We start from the raw sequence: 17,320 nt of genomic DNA on the forward strand, positions 1-17,320 counted from the left end.
CGAAAATCTAGATGTAGCCATAGAAAAAGCTCCCTTCAAAGTAGACAGTTTTTGTTATTTCAACTGTCTACTTTTTGGGGAGCATATCATTGCTCCGAACCTGCTCCTTTTTCTTAACGCTGGATCCAGACTGCTCCAGCAGAGTTATCTTTCGCTTCACCGATGACTTGTACTTTAAGACCGTTGTTCGGGAGCAGTTTTCCTGCATCCGGAATCAATTGATCGATATACGATTTAGAATCATCAAACTTCGTTACGCCCGCAAGTCCTTTGTAATCGTAAAGACCACGTGATGGCGAATCGATGAGCCATGCTGGTGCTTTGTCGAAGCTGAAAGCCGCATCCGCGATTTGGTAACGTGTGCTTCCTGTGACGACTGGTTGTCCTTTGAGTGTTCCAACGATTGCTTTTGGATGCGAATCGACGACACCGAGGAATCCTTCACCCGGGTGAACGCCAACCCAGTTGTCTGTGAAGCTGCTATCGGCATACCAAACGACGAGACCCGTGTTGTATTTCACGCCACGTGCATGCTCAAGTGCTTTATCTGAGCCTGCATAGTTCCGCCATTCGAGGTAGTATGCGTTGTCCGCATAGCTGAAACCATCCGAAGCCACGAAACCGTCCAATTTAAATTTCGGAGTACCTTCTGCATCGTCTTCAAAGACGACTTTTCCGTCGACTGTCAGTTTTGCGTTATCAAGCGCAAAACCATCGAGGGCAAGACCGGCATCCCCTGTGTAGTCGAACGTTAATGTAACCTTTTTACCGGCAAATTCGCTGAGGTCATATGATTTGTCGACCCATGCACCTTTTGAAGATTCAGCGCGTTGATCGCCGTCCGTATCCTCGTCACCGATGACATCGATTACTTTTGATACGCCGCCAGCTGTTGCTGTGACTTTCAAGAAGTCATAATCGAATTCGACATCGAAGTATGCTTTGTAGTCAAACTTCGCAGATGTCGCAGCCGTCAAATCAAACTCCGGTGACGTCATTGACGTGTGGAGATCATTCCCTTTTGTGCTGTAGTAATACTTTTTACCGAAAGCTGGAGCGATTCCTTTAACCGGCTTTTTCGGTAAGTTCACTTTGATGATTCCAGGATTTTTTGATTTCGTGACACTTTGATCGAGGTATGAAGCCGTTCCCGCTTTTGAAAGTGAATCGAAATCAACGTTCTGGATGTTCGCCCAGTTCCCGCCCATGACGTTCTGGAAGAACTCTTTATTTTGTGGTGAGAAGCTTGTCGGTTCTGCTCCGGCAATTCTACCGTTCCAGCTACCGCCACTCATGATCGACCATGAAGCAACCGGCTCACCTTGACCTGTATACTGTGTATCATACTCATCCGGAAGTCCAAGATCGTGTCCGAATTCGTGAGCGAAGACGCCGACTGCACCGTCTTCCGGTTGAACCGTATAATCGAAGGCTGCCATCTTGCCGCCCCAGTTTGTAGAATTTGAAGTTGTATTCGCAACAGGATAAACTCCATCAAGTGTCCAACGGTGCGACCAGATTGCGTCGTCGCCGAGTGTACCGCCGCCTGCTTCTTGTCCTGTTCCGGCATGAAGAATCATCAAGTGATCGACGAGACCGTCCGGCTCATTCTGGTTGCCGTCACCGTCTAAATCGTACTGATCAAATTGATCATACTCTGCCAGGTTAATGCCGGATTTTACAGCTGCATTCAACGAATCTTTAACGAGACCGCGTGGTCCTTTTGCCCCCGGAAGGTTATCATTGCCGCCTTTCGGATTGTCTGAACCATAATCTTTTGCCGTCCCCGGTACTGTTAACCAGTTCGATACTTTCCCGTCGACTGAGTAGCTGCCGCCGGATTGTTCTTCGTAATATTGTTTGAACGTCTTGACCTTATCGCCGTTGAACAGCTCGAATTCTTTATCCCCGAACATCAGGTCTTGATAATGTTTTTGGTTAAAGTCGTTCGAATACATGTATCCCGGTTCTTGAACGACGTTGTTATGCTTGAAGTCGCTGTATTCGACAAGTAAGACGAGTACTTTGTCTGTGCGGGTAGCACCATTGTAAGCTGCTTGTTTGGCTTTATCGACTTTGACAAACCCATCTTTTTTACCTTTTTTGTAGTTATTGTGATTTTTAGCGAGTTGTTTCGCCAGTTGATCTTTCTGTTTCGTCAAGAAATCCTTTGTTTTTTGATCAAATTTCGCTTCTTTTTCCGTCTCATGATCATGATCGGCTTCCGGTTTCCCGTTTGCTTTTTTATCAAGATACTTTTGAACGGCTTTTTGTTTTTCTGCTGCAGATGCTGCTTTTGAGACGACCCCACGTTTTTCAAGCACTTTCAATAGACGTTCCTGATCAACCGTGTTTAAATCCATCGGTGCACCGGCTACTGCTTTTTCAGCAGCTTCAACAGATTTTACCTTCCCACCAGGTAAAACTGGACCAACGGCAAATGCGGCTGCCGTGATTCCGGATAAGACGGCTAAGCTAAGCTGTTTCTTTTTTCCCACGTGAACTGACCCCCTATGTAGTAGTGAAAAGCATGACTGAGATAACTTTTCTGAATATTCAAATCATATATTGTTTTAGTTGCTTAATCAATTACTTTTAGAACAATTAGTACTTTGTAACTATACCTATTTTTGGAATTTAGTTCATTTTTACGGAAATTGACCGATATTAATAATAAACCGTTCATCAATCGTTCCCCTCATTTTTTAAAAGAGAACAGATTGTCGGTTACGTATCGCGATACGCTACATACATGACTTAATTCAAAAAGGAGGCAACTCATGACACATCTCCAAAAATTCGAACGACAACTTTTGAAAAATTACTTGATTGGATCCTTTGTCGCTGTTTTCGGCGTCGGCTGTCTATTTATTTTCGAAACGTTGACATTCGATGCACGAGAACGTGTAACTTTGCTGACAATCATGTTTCTCTCTGTTGTTTTAATGTTCAGCTTCGAATATACGATCTATCGAAAACATATGCGTCCGCTCTATCAGTTCTTCCAGACATCGACTCCAAGCCAAGCACAACTTACTGCTGCTTTTCGGACGACTCACCGTTTTCCGTTACTGACCATCAAACGGATACTCGGACCTCATTTCCTGGGATTATCGATTCCTTCTTCTTCCTTAACGGCACTCGCCATTCATTTCCAATGGCTCGAAATGCCGTATTATCTGATCGGTCTTGCTTGCTTCGGTGCCATTCTCGTTGCCATCTTGCATGCTTTGATCGAATTTTTCTTAACGTATCGTGTCACGGAATCCATGTTGGCAGAATTAACGGTTCAATCGCAACAATATGGTCATGGTGAGCTTATCCTGACCAAAAAGGACTTCATCAGCCTCCGGCAAAAAATGTTAATCAGTACACTGATCATTGGTGTCTTCCCGATTTTATTGTTCGTTCTCGCTTCTGCCGTCCAGCTGACAGAGAACGAGAGCCTGCGCTCCTACTGGAGTTGGTCGACCTTAATCTTAATCGTCATCCTTTGTCTTGCGACATTTTGCAGTTTGCTTCTATATGAAAATATCCAAAAACCGATTTTGGCTTTGCAAGAAGGAGTTGCCCAGATTGAGTCGGGTCAGCTGAATACGATCAACAATCCTTTTTCCGATGAATTCTCTCAATTGGTTGGCGGCTTTAACCTGATGGTCGAAGGTATCCAAGGACGTGATCAGGAAAATGAGCAGTTACTCGATAGTTTGTTTACCTTGTTTGCTGCGACACTGGATGCCCGGGATCCTTATACCGCCGGACATTCCTTACGTGTTGCGGAATATTCGGTTGAGATTGCCCGGGCCGCCGGCTTGGCCGACGATCAAGTCGAGCTGTTGCGTAAATCTGCTCTTTTACACGACATTGGAAAAATCGGAATCCGGGATGATGTTCTCTTGAAGGAAGGACGCTTAACTGGTGAGGAATTCGATAAAATCAAACAACACCCCGTCATCGGCGTGCATATTTTATCGCAAGTTCATCTCCCGGAGAAGTTACAACCGATTCTTCCTGGGGTAAAGTACCATCACGAGCGTTACGATGGGAAAGGTTATCCAGAAGGTTTGGCGGGAGAATCGATTCCTGTCTTCGGACGGATCATGGCGATTGCTGATGCCTATGACGCGATGACATCCGATCGACCTTACCGGAAAGGAATGCCCGTTGCAAAAGCACTCGCCATTTTGGAAGAAGGTAGCGGGACACAATGGGATGCTTCCTTTACACAACTGTTTCTTGATTTGAAGAGACCTCCTGTCATCACTGCCTCTTGATTTTCATGAAAGGAGTTTCTTATGCACCCTAAAATTGTCGATCGTCACGAATTGTATGTTGTCGGACTTGGTTTGACATGCGAAGAAAATGAATTGCATACACTCATGCCGGAACTGTGGCGTGAATTTTCACGACGCTCGCATGAAATTCCCGCTGAACCGGGAAGTTATCCACTTGATTTGTCACTTGGACAACGCGGGACAAAACATATGCAGTGTATCGGTCTTCCGGTAGAATCGCTTGAGCATATTCCTAAAGGGATGAAAGGACATCACATTCCTCCTGCCCGTTATATTTTTTGGAAACATGAAGGGCCTGACATTGAGATTTGGAAATCGTTCGAGAAGATGCAGCGCTTTGCACAGAAGCAAGGTATTACACTGGATCCGCTGAATTTTAAAATTGACGAGACACGTGACAATACACATCATCTCTATCAACGTATCCTTTAAAACCGCTCTCTTGAGCGGTTTTTTTCTGTCATTCCTTATTTTTTTCTGTCACTTAACTATTCAGTCCGGGTATTAAGTACTATATTCAGAAAATTCTAATTAATGCGAACGGCTTATTCTCGTTTCATCCTTTCTTTGGCATAGTTAGACTCAACCCAAACAAGGAGGCGATTTATTTTGAAAAAGTTTCTCGCTACATCGCTTGTCGCAAGTGTACTTGTCGTTCCTACAGTCGTCGGAGCAGAAGGTCTTCAAGCCGGTAAACTGACGAAAGCATCATCAGAACCAGCTGCATCAATCGTTAAAGAGTACGTCAACAAAAAAGGTGATTTCTCTGTCCAAGATGTCCAAAAAGATGGATCATCTAACATCGTACGTCTCCAACAAGAAGTGGATGGCGTCCCGGTCTTCGGTAGTGTCGTCGTCGGTAACGTTGCGAAAGACGGTACTTTGAAAGCAGTCGTAAATGATGCAATCAACGTCAAAGGGAAACCTGGTCTCGCTAAAAAAGCATCACTCTCTGAGAAAAAAGCACTTAAACTTTATCAAAAAGCCATCAAAGCAACAGAATTCGAAGTGGCTCCTAAAGCAGAACTCGTCATCTATCCAGTCAAAGACGACGCGGTCTATGCTTACAAAGTCACATCAACTGTCCTCGCCGGCAAAGAGCCGTCACGCTGGACTTACTTCATCGATGCGAATTCAGGTAAAGTTCTTAATAAATACGACCAACTCGCTCACGCAAAACCGGTCAACACAGTTACCGGAACGACTTCTGTCGGTACAGGTACTACGGTTCTCGGAACTACTGCCACTTTCAACACAGTGAAGAGCGGTTCTTACTACTACTTACAAGATTCGACACGCGGTAAAGGGATCTACACGTACGATGCAAAAAACCGTAACACGCTTCCAGGTTCGCTTTGGGCGGATCTTGATAACCAATTCAATACAACATACGACCGTGCCGCTGTCAGCGCGCAAGTTAATGCAGTAAAAACGTATGATTTCTACAAAAACACTTACGGCCGCAACAGTTATGACAACGCAGGTGCTGCACTTAACTCTTCAGTCCACTATTCAACGAGCTACAACAATGCGTTCTGGGATGGAACGAAGATGGTCTATGGTGATGGAGACGGTTCAACATTCACATACCTCTCTGGCGCACTTGACGTTGTTGCCCACGAATTGACGCATGCCGTCACAGAATACACAGCTGGACTCGTCTATCAAAATGAGTCGGGTGCCATCAACGAAGCGGTTTCCGATATCATGGGAACAGTTGCTGAATACTCAGTCGGATCGAACTTCGATTGGCTTGTAGGAGAAGACATCTATACACCTGGTGTCAGCGGCGACGCACTCCGTTCGATGTCTAACCCGGCTGCTTACGGCGATCCGGACCACTACTCAAAACGCTACACAGGTACACAGGATAACGGTGGTGTCCACACGAACTCTGGTATCGTCAACAAAGCCGCTTACCTTCTCGGTAACGGTGGAACACACACTGGTGTCACAGTCACTGGTGTCGGCGTACCGAAACTCGGCGCAATCTACTACCGTGCCCTCAACGTTTACTTGACTCCGAACTCGAACTTCAGCTCGCTCCGTGCAGCAGTCGTTCAATCAGCGAAAGACCTTTACGGTTCAACAAGTGCAGAAGCAACAGCAGCAGCGAAATCATTTGATGCTGTCGGCGTCTACTAAGAAAACTTCCTCCCAAGGATTTTCGACCTCCTGAGTCCATGACTCGGGAGGTTTTTTTTACGAAAAAAAAACGATCTGTCAAAGACAGACCGTTCCGGTTTATTTCCCTGGGTCACGCGCGAGACGAAGTCGCGTTGATCCATTGTCCGGGAAAGCTTTCAATTGTAATTTCTCACCCTGGTACCATGTACCGTAACTCGTTTCAACGACAGGTTCCCCTAAAGCCGACAGACCGGAGGCTGATGCATTCGTCCAGTCGATCGCTTCGACGATTCCGTCGGATACGACAAGCAGATAACCCGCATTTGAGAAGTGATACGTGTTGACGGCATCTTTTTGCGTATTCCCGAGCTTACCGTACTTCGCTTCGAATTTTTCGAGCGGCTGCCCGAGGTATTGTTCCGGCTTCTCGATTGGTTGATTGGCAACGACTTGTGATAATGTCTCAAGCAATGTCTTGTCTTTGACGGACGACGGAACATCCATCCGGACATCTGTTTCCGGAATATAACCTTCGACAGCATCACTCAATTTCAAGTGAACCATCCCGTTCTCCGCATCTAAAATTTCATAGACATCCCCTAAATCAGCTTTATAGATAACGCTACTCCGATTGGCATCCTGATAGACATCCGCAAAAGGACGCGTGACCCATGCAGCTTGGCTGATTTCTGGTTTATCCGTCTTTTTCTTGGCTTTCTTCTCTTTTTTCTTTTGCTCAGCCGACGCTGATTTTTTCGTATCTTTCGCTTCTTTCTCTTGTTCGCCTCCGGTCGTTTTCGGTGACTCGACGGTCGACGTCGCTTGGCTGGCATCATTCGTCGACACCATATAACCCCATCCGCCGACAATCAGGACAGTCGCCAAAATACCGCCCAACGCAACGCTCCGGCGATTCCGCTTTTGCTTCCGGCGTTCTTTCCGGGATAACCGTTCTTGTTCTTTCTGTTGTTCATTTTGACTCATCTATTGTTCCTCCTGAATTGACCTAGACACTTTTTTAATCACTATACCACCGAATGCTGTGCCGGCAGTGGTTAAATTTCGATGACAGTTCTGCCTTGATGGGTTCCGTCAAGAAGTGACGCGACGACGTTTGAAATCTCACTCAGGCTTTTTGTATCGACCCACTCCCGAATCGGCAGTTTCCAGTCATTCGCCAGTTGATGCCACAGACGCACCCGTTCAGCAATCGGAAGTTGAACAGCATCAATCCCGATCAACCGAACCCCCCGTAAGATAAACGGATACACCGTCAACGTCATCTCGGCGCCTCCGACATTCCCGCATGTCGTAACCAGTCCACCGTATTGAACAGAGCGAATGACGGAGGCAAGCAACGGTCCTCCGACCGTATCGATGATGCCGGCATATATACCTTTTTTCAACGGACGGGCCGTCTCATCCAAAAACGATTGCCGGGATAAGACTTCTGTCACGCCTTCCTGTTTCAACCGATCGACTTCCGCTTCTTTGCCGGTGACGGCATGGACGACGAATCCCAGTTTCAGCAGAAGCGCAACGGCAATGCTGCCGACACCCCCGGTCGCACCGGTCACGAGAACCGGTCCGTCCTCCGGCTTGACCCGTTGCAAAAGTTCGTCGACGGATTGAGCAGCCGTTAATCCTGCTGTACCGTAAGCCATTGCTTCAAAGGTCGTGAATCCGTCCGGCAATGGTGTGATCCAGTCCCCCGGAACACGTATGTATTCTTGAAAACCACCGGACGTATTCATCCCGAAATCAAATCCATTGACGACAACCGCTTCCCCTTCTTGAAACCGCGGATCAGTTGACGTGACGACATGTCCTGCTGCATCCACTCCCGGTATATGCGGATATTCTTTTGTCACTCCCCGGTTGCCCGTAACCGACAGTGCATCCTTATAATTGATGCAGGAATAGTCGACGTGGATCAAGACATCTCCTTCGGGCAAGTCGGCAATGTGCTTCGTTTCCAGTGTTCCTGTAAATTCCCCATCCTGTTCCCGAACAACAAATGCTTTAAATGTATCTTTCATATCCAAGTCCCCTTCCATGAATCACTTCCAGTAAGCTATACCCGAACACTGTCCCCGGCATACCTGTTCTTGTCCGATTCCCATGAAAAAAACCGCGAATGCCGAAGCATTCACGGTTTTTGGCGTCTGACGAAAAGAAACTGGTTTTCCGCAGGTAGTCACGGGTGACAGGTAAACATGTCATCGGTCATGGGTCATTGGTGTGCCGTGGCCGTCGAGATTCCCGATTGGAAGAGGTTTGTGTCAGAAGCGCCGTCCTTGATCAGGAGTCTCACCTGATCAAGGCTTACATATAACGTGTACCGTCAAAATCAATTTCCGTCCGGTAATTGGCGGCGTTGATCGCATTGGAAATCCGGTGCGCTGCCCGTTCAACTTCCTGTGCTTTGATCCGGTATGCATCCGGATCGTACAGGGCATGCCGAATGACCGTCGTTCCTTCAAATCCGTATTGGAATTCACGTTTCGGACGGGCCGCAAGTTCTTGGAACTGGGTTGCCTTTGCCCGAAGTTGCGTTGCCAATTCAATCGCTTCGACGAGAGGCATTTCACCTTCCGTCGTCTCGATCATGGTCGACAAATTCGCTGCGTACACTAACCGATCGAGTGTCCGCATATCCCGTCGGACTTCATCCATCGCTGACTCGACATCCGGCAGCGTGCGTTCCTGAGCGGTCGGCAAAGCCTCACCTTTTTCAAGATCAACAAACGCAATCCGGTCCACTTCCTCGACCAGCTGTTCGAGTTGCTTCCGTAAGATACTTTTTAGTTTCACAGCATCTGCTAAGTACATCTCTTCAGTCCCCCATTTCTTGATACCGTTCTTCTAACCAGTACGCCTTACCGGTCAGAAAAGTTTCACTTCAATTGTCCGAGATAGGCGGAAAAGTCTTGCTCAATGTCGGTCAGTACCGTTTTTGTCATCTCAGACGATCGATTCGGATCATAGCGGACCGTCTCGTACAGCTGTTGCAATTCAGGCGACGGCTGAAAACCGATCCGGGCAAACCATTCCCGGAACGACTCCGTTTCCCGGCGTTTCAGTTTTTGCGGGAGATGACGGTTGAACAGGACGACCTGTTGCCGGACCTGTTCAACCGGTAATGGTGGCAGTTCGTCTGCTGGATTCGTTTCTTCCAGGCGTTTTTTGATTCGAACCGAACGGGGGCTTATTCCCTCTTCCGCAGAGTTCCATTTCTTCCGTTTCCGGAAACGGCGTCCGATCAGAAACAGTAAGATCACCCCGGCAAGACCGGTTGCGACCAGCAAATACGGAAAGCCCTTTTCACCTTCTTCACCCTCGCCTTTTGCGAATGAGTGAAAGCCAAGAGAAATGAATTTTTCTTTTTCTGGTTTTCCACCGCCTTCTCCTGGTTCATCCGTCTCATATCCATATTTAATTTGTCCAGGCGGTAATTCTTTTTTCTTAAACAAGTACGACCACCAAAACGTCAACGGTTCAGATTCACAGTTGCTTACACAACTCGGCTGCTGACCACCACCCGGAAACACTTCGACGTTTTGTAAAGCACCGTATCCTGCCTCAGCCAATGGTTTTATGATGCCAAGTCCTAAAATGACCACACCTATCAAAATAAGCAATCGACTTCGAAAGCGCACGTCCTCACCTCGTTAATGTCATTTTTATCCATTATATACGAGTCTGACCCTAATTATCGGAATTTTTTGTTTTTTAAAGAAAAGAGCTTGAATCCGGAGTGGGACGGGAAAAGGAAAGAAGTGATTTTTAGAGAGGGGTTTCAAGTATGTTGAACTTAGATCATACACATGATCCATATCAAAACGGACAACTGATTGCAGAATATACCGAAACGAAATCAAATCAAGAGGCCGTCTTCCGGGCGGAGCAACTGATGAAAGACAGCTCATTCGTCGCGCCGCGCCGTACACCTCACCCGAGCCGGTATCTCCGGTCCTTGATTTCACCGCTCTTTTTGACGGATCGGGATAAACACATCCTTCCGTTGACGAAAGCGTTCGTCAGTGAACAAGATGAAGTCCGGCCCAGCTGGTTCGGACGGCTGACGTATGAATTCGAGCAATTGATCAGTAACGTCGAAAAAGTCGATGTCAAAGACTATGGGGCGGTCGGTGACGGCGTGACCGACGATACGCTCGCTTTTAAGGAAGCACTCGCGGACGGGCACCGGCAAGTCCACGTTCCGGCCGGCACGTATCTGGTCCGCGGCATCCGCCTGCCGAGTTACACGATTTTGACCGGGGACGGAAAAGGACAGACAATTTTAAAACTGCATGACGCGGCACCGAAAGGACGCCGGTTGATTACGAATCAAAATTACTTACTCGGCAATCATCATCTGCTCGTTGAACGGATGACACTGGATTGGAACATCGAGCGGATCGGTGACGCCAAAAAAAGTAGCACGTGGGGCAATCATTCGAGTTGCTTGACCTATGCGCACGTGACGTACGGGTGGGTCTTTGACGTCGATGCGGTCAATCCGGGATTACACTGCTTTGATATTTCAACTCCGTACTACAACTATAACGGTGACGGGGCACGGGCCAATCTCAGCAGTTCGTTCATCTGGTTCGACGGTCTGACCGGATCCGGATTTGGTGATGACGGGATTACGACCCATCACAGTGACCATCTGTTCATCTCGAACTGTTTCATGCATGATCCGAGCGGACGCGCCCATGCGGCCGGCTTCTCGAACTCAAACGGGATTGAGATCGATGACGGTTCCCGGGATGTCTGGTTATTTAACAATGCGACGACCCGCTGCTTCGGCGGTCTTGAAATCAAGGCGCACGCGACGTCATCTGCCGCATCGACCGTTAAAATCGTCGGGCATCTGTCTGTCGATGATCACCGGTCATTTAACTTCCGTCATATCGGTCATCATCAAGCAACGGATCCGACGTCCCAAACGGCATACAACATCATTGCGACCCGGCTGATTGCCCAGACACCGCTGTATACGCCCCTGTATCAAAACTCGAAGCCGCGTGCTCTTATCGTCTCTGCCTATCGAAATGTCGTCATTCACGATTTCACGGTCCTCGGTGATCCGTATTATGATTATCAGGAACAGCCGATGATCGGGATTCAATACAAAGCCCGAAACGTCACATTGAGTCAGGTCAAGATGAGCGGCTTCCGTCAGGCGAAAACGGATATCCAGGTCTTCGGCGGAGACAACCGGGCAGAAGACGTCCGGCTGATTGATGTCCGGATTGAAGATTCAGCCAAACACGGCATCACGATTGGTCCGAACATCGAACACGTCCGGTTGACAAATGTCGCCATTAAGGGCGATGGAACAGTCGGTCTGAACGCCAAGTCTGAGCCGGAACTGGAACGGTTTATTGCGACCGGCTACAAAGTACCGGTCCGGACACACGCTACATTAAGTTGATTCACGAAAATAAGGCTGCTTCGACTCGTGTCGAAACAGCCTTATTTCATTGTGCCCGTAAATAGGCGAGGACCCGCGTATCAATCGACCGATCCGTCTGTTCCCGCATCTCGAAGTTTTCCGTATGCAGATACGTCCGGAACGCTTCTGCAAACGAACCGCGGTATCCGAGTTCAAGCAGCTTATCCATCAACTCCGATTCGAGCGCATCATCAATCGGTTTAATTTCTTCCGGCTTACTTGGTTGTAAATAGAGTGTATGCAACTGATAAATCCGCTCCAGTTCCTGAATCGGACTCGCATGATCATCGACACGCAAATCAATGTACCGGTCATTAAAACCACCGTAACCGCCGCCTTCTTTGACGACTAACAATGCTGCAGACTGCATGCCCCGTGAATCTCCGCCTGCTGCCTGACCGGCCGCAAGTGCCCGAAGCAACCGTTCTGCCAGTGGTCCTTCTGTCGTCTCAAACACACGCGCCATTTCCTTGACCGTATTGCCGTCGACGAGAATATTCCCTTGTGCCGCAAAGTGTTTTCCAGCGATGCCGCCGGCCCAGTCGTTGCATCCGTCACCTGTGAACGTCGCGCTCTTACCCGATGCATCCACGATTCCGACTTGGCGATCGGCCCGTCCTTCATCCGCTTCCGTCAAGCGTTTTAAGACTTCGTCCGCCGACTTACCTTCTTCAATCATTCGCAACCCTTCCGGTCCATAGGCTGTATTCGCAAACGATTGTGTCGCAATTGCGCCAACACCGGCTTTCGCAAACGGTACGGCACTGCCGACTGCTAAAAATTTAGATTGAACCGCTACACCCCAAGCCTGTTCTTTTTCACAATACCCAACGATTGAATATGTCATCTGTCTAAAATCCCCCTTGATTGTCATACGTATCCGTTCGTCGTAGGAATTCCCGTTTCCTGCATGTGAAAAACCTTCCGTTCATTTCGAACGAAAGGTTTGAAACGTACTTATTGAATTCCGAGGACGACTGCAAGCAGTAATGCACCACATGCCAGGACAATCCAGATTGCAAACAGTTTCCAGACGAATCGTAACCATTTTTCGTACGGAATACCGGCAATCGCCAGGAACGCCATCAAGTGCGCACTCGTCGGGAAGATCATATTCGTCAAACCGTCACCGTACTGAAAAGCGAGAACTGCGACTTGCCGCTCAATTCCGAGCAAGTCGGCAAGCGGCGCCATGATTGGCATCGTCGTTGCTGCTTGACCGCTTCCGGACGGGATAAAGAAGTTCGTAATCAATTGGACGACGTACATCCCGATGACGGCAAGGGACGTCGGTAACTGACCGACGGCATTCGACAAACCGTAAATCACGGTATCGATGACCCGACCATCTTCTAAAATGACGACGATTGCCCGGGCAAAACCAACGATCAAGGCACCAAACGTAACGGCCTTGGCTCCGTCGATTAAACTTTCGAATGTCCGGTTGACACCCATCGTCACGATTCCTGCGAGCAAGCCGATAATCAGGAACGAAGCCGTCAGTTCCGTCAAATACCAGCCCCACTCAAAGATGCCGATGACGTTTAGCGTGATTCCGCCAACAAGCACAACCAAAACAAACAGATGTTTTTTCGAGAATTGAGAAAAAGTTGCTGTTGTTTCTTGTTTCCGATGTTTCTCAAGGTCATGCACAAGACTCTGTTCCGGATTTTTTTTGACTTTCTGCGCATAGTTCATGACGTAAAGAATCGTCACGACTAAAAAGACAAGATAGACCGCCGTCCGGTAACCGAGTCCGCTGAACAACGGAACTTCCGCAATCGACTGCGCGACTCCAACCGTAAACGGATTCAGCATACCTCCAGCAAATCCGACGGCGGCACCGAGACTGACGATCGCCGCTCCCGTCATCGCGTCATAACCAAGGGCACGTGCCAACATGATGCCGATTGGGACGAAGATAATGGTTTCTTCCGCCATTCCAATTGTCGCACCGGCAACGGAAAAGACGAACATCGTCATCGGGATCATGATATGCCCTTTTTGACCGAACCGATTAATCAATTGATTGATGCCGGATTCAATCGCGCCCGTTTGCCGGATGATTCCAAACACACCACCGACCAAAAAGATGTAAAAGATAATGGCGGCACCTGCCTCCATCCCTTTTGGAATGGCTTCAAACAAACCGAAGAAATTGACGGGTGCAGATTCAACTGCACGATACGTCCCATCAATGACGACCGTTTGTCCGTCCTGCTTTTCGCGATCAAACTGACCGGCCGGTAATGTATACGTCAAGATGACTGCAATCAGTAAAATTCCCATGATAATCGCGTACGTGTGAGGCATCTTGAAGAAGGAGCGCTCCGAAGCATCTGCCTGTGGTTTTCGTTCATTCATCCATTTGCCTCCTGACATACCTTTAATTTTTTAAGTCTCTTCAAAGATAATGCCCTATTTTTGGAAAAAATAACAGTCTATTTCGTCATTTAATTTTTTTGTAATATATTAAATCAATGAGAAAAACAAAAAAACCCGACCGCAGTCAGGTTTTTCGGATGTAATTTACGCGTTAAATGATTGAACATCAAGCGGTTTCGCAAGCGCTGTTTGTGCAAATGCCACGAACTGCCCGAAATGTGCGCTCGTGTTATGGGATTCGATTGCTGCCTGATCTTCCCATTTTTCAATCATCATGAAGACATTTTCATCTTCCGTGCTTTGGAACAGGTCATAGCTGATATTGCCCGCTTCCAAGCGTGATCCTTTGATCAACGTTTTAGTAGCTTCTAAAAACTCTTGACGTTTTGCTGGTTGTACTTCTAATTTTGCTTCAATGGCGATCATTGGAAAGCCTCCTCTAAAATTTCATTAACTCAAGTATCGTAGCACCTTCCTTTCCCATTCTCCATTAAGATGCTCGGACGATTAAGGAAGTTATATTTCGGGTAAAAAAATGTATCATTTTTACGTCAGAGAGGAGTTCATTTTATGAACGTCGAGACTTTTTATTTTGAGGATGACGGCGAAATCCCCAACAACCCTAATTTACCTGTACTTATTTATCGACATGTTTTTGACGATCCTTCTTCTATTGAAGAGACGTTTCATACCCACAACTGGCAGAACAGCTGGGTGGACGGGATTTTTGATTTTCACCATTATCACAGTGTCGCCCATGAAGTCATCGGTATTCTCGAGGGACATGCGAGCATTCAATTAGGCGGACCGCTCGGAAAAACCTTTACGTTGACGGCCGGCGATGTCGTTATCCTTCCTGCCGGTACGGGCCACAGGGCTTTACACACAAGCCGGAAGTTTCAAGTCGTTGGTGCCTATCCTAAGGGACAGGACTACGATACCTTAACCGGTGATCCGTGTGAACGACCGGATAACCTGAAGCGGATTGCCCAGGTTGAACGTCCCGAGACAGATCCTGTTTATGGCCAACATGGACCGTTACTCGAGCACTGGTAATGGCGTCTGCTTTCCTTTAATCGGAAAGCAGACGTTTTTTTCTGTTACATCAGTGGTAAACCCTACTATTGTGCTTTTTAAAGGAGGAATTGAGATGAATGAGACAGAACGGACCGTCATACTGGCGGCACTGAAACAAAAGACCGTCACGCTTCCGGATCAGACACATGTCCGGGCACTTGGTCAAGGAACATGGCGAATGGGAGAAGATCAAAGTAAACGCCAAGCTGAAATCGAAGCGTTGCATGTCGGACTCGACAGTGGGATGGAATTGATCGATACAGCGGAAATGTACGGGGAAGGAGCTTCCGAACAACTGATTCGCGAGGTACTGAAAGAACGACGTGACGATGTGTTTCTCGTCTCGAAAGTCTACCCGCATAATGCCGGCGGCGAAAAATTACGGGCTGCATGTGAACAGTCGCTCAAAAATCTCGGAACGGATTACCTTGATCTCTACCTCTTGCACTGGCGCGGCAGCATTCCGCTTCAGGAGACGGTCGACGGGCTCGAGCAGTTAAAGGCAGAAGGTAAAATCCGCCGCTGGGGAGTCTCAAACTTCGACGTCTCTGATATGAAGGAACTGTTGTCACTTCGTAACGGCGATCAGTGTGCCGTCAACCAGGTACTGTATCACCTCGGTTCACGTGGCATCGAATACGAATTGATGCCGCTGTTAAAACAACACGGAATTCCTGTCATGGCGTACTGCCCGCTCGCGGAAGGCGGCGATTTACGGGAACAACTGCTGGATCATCCGACCGTCGAACGTCTTGCAGAAGAACACGGTGTCAAACCGGCACAAATTCTACTGGCCTGGGCGATTCGCAGCGGCGATGTCATCGCGATCCCGAAAGCCGGACAGGCTAAGCATGTCGAAGAAAACGGAAAAGCAGCGCTAGTTGAGTTAACGGACGAAGAATATGCAGCGCTCGATGAAGCATTCCCGGCACCCACTAAAAAAGAACCACTTGATATCGTCTAAGGAGGAACAGTCATGAACAAATCAGTCAAACTTGGAAAATCCAATTTAACGGTCAATCCAATCGGTCTCGGAACGAATGCGGTTGGTGGACACAACCTGTACCCGAACCTCGATGAGCAAGCCGGTCGTGATCTCGTCCGTGTCGCTTTGATGAACGGCATTAACTTCCTCGACACGGCTTATATTTATGGTCCGGAACGTTCGGAAGAATTGGTCGGCGAAGTGTGGAGCGAAACCGTGGAACGTGAAGAAGTCATTCTCGCGACAAAAGGAGCCCACCAACTGGTTGACGGAAAAGTTGTCATGAACAACTCACCCGAATTTTTGAAACAAGCGGTCGAAGACAGTCTGAAACGTCTGCGGACAGATTACATCGATTTGTATTACATTCACTTCCCGGATGAAGATACACCAAAAGATGAAGCCGTCGCGGCGCTTGCTGAGCTGAAAGCAGAAGGGAAAATCCGGGCAATCGGTGTCTCAAACTTCTCGCTCGAGCAATTAAAAGAAGCCAATAAGGACGGTCATGTCGACGTCTATCAAGGCGAGTACAATCTATTTAAACGTGACGCTGAAAAAGAGATTTTACCGTATATCCGCGAACATGGCATTTCATTCGTACCGTACTTCCCGCTTGCTGCCGGTCTGCTTGCCGGAAAATATGATGCCGAAACGAAATTTGATGACCTTCGGAAAAATGATCCGCTCTTCCAGGAGGATGTCTTTAAAGATAACCTGGCAAAAGTCGACTTGTTGCGTCCGATTGCAGAAGCAAAAGATGCCGAAGTCGCACATATCGTCCTTGCCTGGTACTTGGCACAGGACGGCATCGACGCCATCATCCCGGGTGCGAAACGGGCCGAACAGGTCACGGATACCATCCGGACACTTGATGTCGAACTGACGGAAGACGAGATTCGTCAAATCGATCACATCTTCAGCTGACACCACAACACCACGCCAGTTCGACTTGGCGTGGTGTTGCTTTGAGCAGATTAAGCGAAAAAT

General features: G+C 48.0%; 15 protein-coding genes. 7 read left to right on the top strand and 8 right to left on the bottom strand.

From position 1 onward, the window contains the following. Window positions 1–113 precede the first annotated feature (113 nt). A complete protein-coding gene (locus KNQ07_RS13575; protein ID WP_214767224.1) occupies window positions 114–2,498 on the bottom strand; it encodes an immune inhibitor A domain-containing protein in 2,385 nt (794 codons plus the stop codon). 282 nt (window positions 2,499–2,780) lie between these two features. Between KNQ07_RS13575 and KNQ07_RS13580 the strand changes: the two genes are divergently transcribed. The 3 genes from KNQ07_RS13580 (at window position 2,781) to KNQ07_RS13590 (ending at window position 6,440) form a co-directional block, all read left to right on the top strand. After that, on the top strand, window positions 2,781–4,274 hold the full coding sequence (locus KNQ07_RS13580) for an HD domain-containing phosphohydrolase (protein ID WP_214767226.1): 1,494 nt from the start codon (window positions 2,781–2,783) through the stop codon (window positions 4,272–4,274). Between the two features lie 21 nt (window positions 4,275–4,295). After that, on the top strand, window positions 4,296–4,727 hold the full coding sequence (locus KNQ07_RS13585) for a GyrI-like domain-containing protein (RefSeq protein ID WP_012371800.1): 432 nt from the start codon (window positions 4,296–4,298) through the stop codon (window positions 4,725–4,727). 177 nt (window positions 4,728–4,904) lie between these two features. Further along, window positions 4,905–6,440 (top strand): M4 family metallopeptidase, encoded by a 1,536-nt coding sequence (locus KNQ07_RS13590; protein ID WP_114596692.1) that lies wholly within the window; start codon window positions 4,905–4,907, stop codon window positions 6,438–6,440. Between the two features lie 99 nt (window positions 6,441–6,539). Here KNQ07_RS13590 and KNQ07_RS13595 read toward each other — a convergent pair whose 3' ends face one another. From KNQ07_RS13595 to KNQ07_RS13610, 4 genes are all read right to left on the bottom strand, one after another. Beyond that, the gene (locus KNQ07_RS13595) at window positions 6,540–7,406 is read right to left on the bottom strand and encodes a hypothetical protein (protein WP_131973519.1); all 867 of its coding nucleotides are present in this window, start codon (window positions 7,404–7,406) and stop codon (window positions 6,540–6,542) included. Window positions 7,407–7,477: 71 nt separating this feature from the next. Then, window positions 7,478–8,461, bottom strand: a complete 984-nt coding sequence (locus tag KNQ07_RS13600) for a YhdH/YhfP family quinone oxidoreductase (protein ID WP_214767228.1) — start codon at window positions 8,459–8,461, stop codon at window positions 7,478–7,480. Between the two features lie 286 nt (window positions 8,462–8,747). After that, window positions 8,748–9,254 carry a hypothetical protein gene (locus KNQ07_RS13605; protein WP_214767230.1) on the bottom strand — a complete coding sequence of 169 codons (507 nt, stop codon included), beginning with the start codon at window positions 9,252–9,254 and terminating at the stop codon, window positions 8,748–8,750. A 65-nt stretch (window positions 9,255–9,319) separates the two neighbouring features. After that, window positions 9,320–10,081: a hypothetical protein gene (locus KNQ07_RS13610; RefSeq protein ID WP_214767232.1), complete on the bottom strand. Its 762-nt coding sequence runs from the start codon at window positions 10,079–10,081 to the stop codon at window positions 9,320–9,322. Between the two features lie 146 nt (window positions 10,082–10,227). On the opposite strand from KNQ07_RS13610, the gene KNQ07_RS13615 reads away from it, so the two are divergent. Next, window positions 10,228–11,865 (top strand): glycosyl hydrolase family 28-related protein, encoded by a 1,638-nt coding sequence (locus tag KNQ07_RS13615; protein ID WP_214767234.1) that lies wholly within the window; start codon window positions 10,228–10,230, stop codon window positions 11,863–11,865. A 46-nt stretch (window positions 11,866–11,911) separates the two neighbouring features. Here the strand turns inward: KNQ07_RS13615 and KNQ07_RS13620 are convergent, their stop codons facing one another. The 3 genes from KNQ07_RS13620 to KNQ07_RS13630 form a co-directional block, all read right to left on the bottom strand. Further along, a complete protein-coding gene (locus tag KNQ07_RS13620; RefSeq protein WP_214767236.1) occupies window positions 11,912–12,733 on the bottom strand; it encodes a DUF1028 domain-containing protein in 822 nt (273 codons plus the stop codon). Between the two features lie 110 nt (window positions 12,734–12,843). Next, a complete protein-coding gene (locus KNQ07_RS13625; protein WP_012371808.1) occupies window positions 12,844–14,250 on the bottom strand; it encodes a YfcC family protein in 1,407 nt (468 codons plus the stop codon). Window positions 14,251–14,415: 165 nt separating this feature from the next. Further along, window positions 14,416–14,697 (bottom strand): putative quinol monooxygenase, encoded by a 282-nt coding sequence (locus KNQ07_RS13630; RefSeq protein WP_214767238.1) that lies wholly within the window; start codon window positions 14,695–14,697, stop codon window positions 14,416–14,418. A 144-nt stretch (window positions 14,698–14,841) separates the two neighbouring features. Between KNQ07_RS13630 and KNQ07_RS13635 the strand changes: the two genes are divergently transcribed. The 3 genes from KNQ07_RS13635 to KNQ07_RS13645 all read left to right on the top strand — a co-directional run bounded on the left by KNQ07_RS13635 (window position 14,842) and on the right by KNQ07_RS13645 (window position 17,257). After that, window positions 14,842–15,327 (top strand): cupin domain-containing protein, encoded by a 486-nt coding sequence (locus KNQ07_RS13635; RefSeq protein WP_214767240.1) that lies wholly within the window; start codon window positions 14,842–14,844, stop codon window positions 15,325–15,327. Window positions 15,328–15,421: 94 nt separating this feature from the next. Continuing rightward, window positions 15,422–16,312: an aldo/keto reductase gene (locus KNQ07_RS13640; protein WP_251136010.1), complete on the top strand. Its 891-nt coding sequence runs from the start codon at window positions 15,422–15,424 to the stop codon at window positions 16,310–16,312. 12 nt (window positions 16,313–16,324) lie between these two features. After that, a complete protein-coding gene (locus KNQ07_RS13645; RefSeq protein WP_214767242.1) occupies window positions 16,325–17,257 on the top strand; it encodes an aldo/keto reductase in 933 nt (310 codons plus the stop codon). Window positions 17,258–17,320: the final 63 nt, after the last annotated feature.

The sequence above is a fragment of the Exiguobacterium sp. s145 genome (assembly GCF_018618835.1).
Lineage (GTDB): Bacteria > Bacillota > Bacilli > Exiguobacteriales > Exiguobacteriaceae > Exiguobacterium_A > Exiguobacterium_A artemiae.

Excerpts from the sequence above, each read along its gene's own strand:
- KNQ07_RS13640 (WP_251136010.1), top strand. The coding sequence starts at position 15,422 with ATGAATGAGACAGAACGGACCGTCATACTGGCGGCACTGAAACAAAAG.
- KNQ07_RS13635 (WP_214767240.1), top strand. The coding sequence starts at position 14,842 with ATGAACGTCGAGACTTTTTATTTTGAGGATGACGGCGAAATCCCCAAC.
- KNQ07_RS13620 (WP_214767236.1), bottom strand. The coding sequence starts at position 12,733 with ATGACATATTCAATCGTTGGGTATTGTGAAAAAGAACAGGCTTGGGGT.
- KNQ07_RS13585 (WP_012371800.1), top strand. The coding sequence starts at position 4,296 with ATGCACCCTAAAATTGTCGATCGTCACGAATTGTATGTTGTCGGACTT.
- KNQ07_RS13645 (WP_214767242.1), top strand. The coding sequence starts at position 16,325 with ATGAACAAATCAGTCAAACTTGGAAAATCCAATTTAACGGTCAATCCA.
- KNQ07_RS13625 (WP_012371808.1), bottom strand. The coding sequence starts at position 14,250 with ATGAATGAACGAAAACCACAGGCAGATGCTTCGGAGCGCTCCTTCTTC.
- KNQ07_RS13630 (WP_214767238.1), bottom strand. The coding sequence starts at position 14,697 with ATGATCGCCATTGAAGCAAAATTAGAAGTACAACCAGCAAAACGTCAA.
- KNQ07_RS13600 (WP_214767228.1), bottom strand. The coding sequence starts at position 8,461 with ATGAAAGATACATTTAAAGCATTTGTTGTTCGGGAACAGGATGGGGAA.
- KNQ07_RS13580 (WP_214767226.1), top strand. The coding sequence starts at position 2,781 with ATGACACATCTCCAAAAATTCGAACGACAACTTTTGAAAAATTACTTG.
- KNQ07_RS13615 (WP_214767234.1), top strand. The coding sequence starts at position 10,228 with ATGTTGAACTTAGATCATACACATGATCCATATCAAAACGGACAACTG.
- KNQ07_RS13605 (WP_214767230.1), bottom strand. The coding sequence starts at position 9,254 with ATGTACTTAGCAGATGCTGTGAAACTAAAAAGTATCTTACGGAAGCAA.
- KNQ07_RS13595 (WP_131973519.1), bottom strand. The coding sequence starts at position 7,406 with ATGAGTCAAAATGAACAACAGAAAGAACAAGAACGGTTATCCCGGAAA.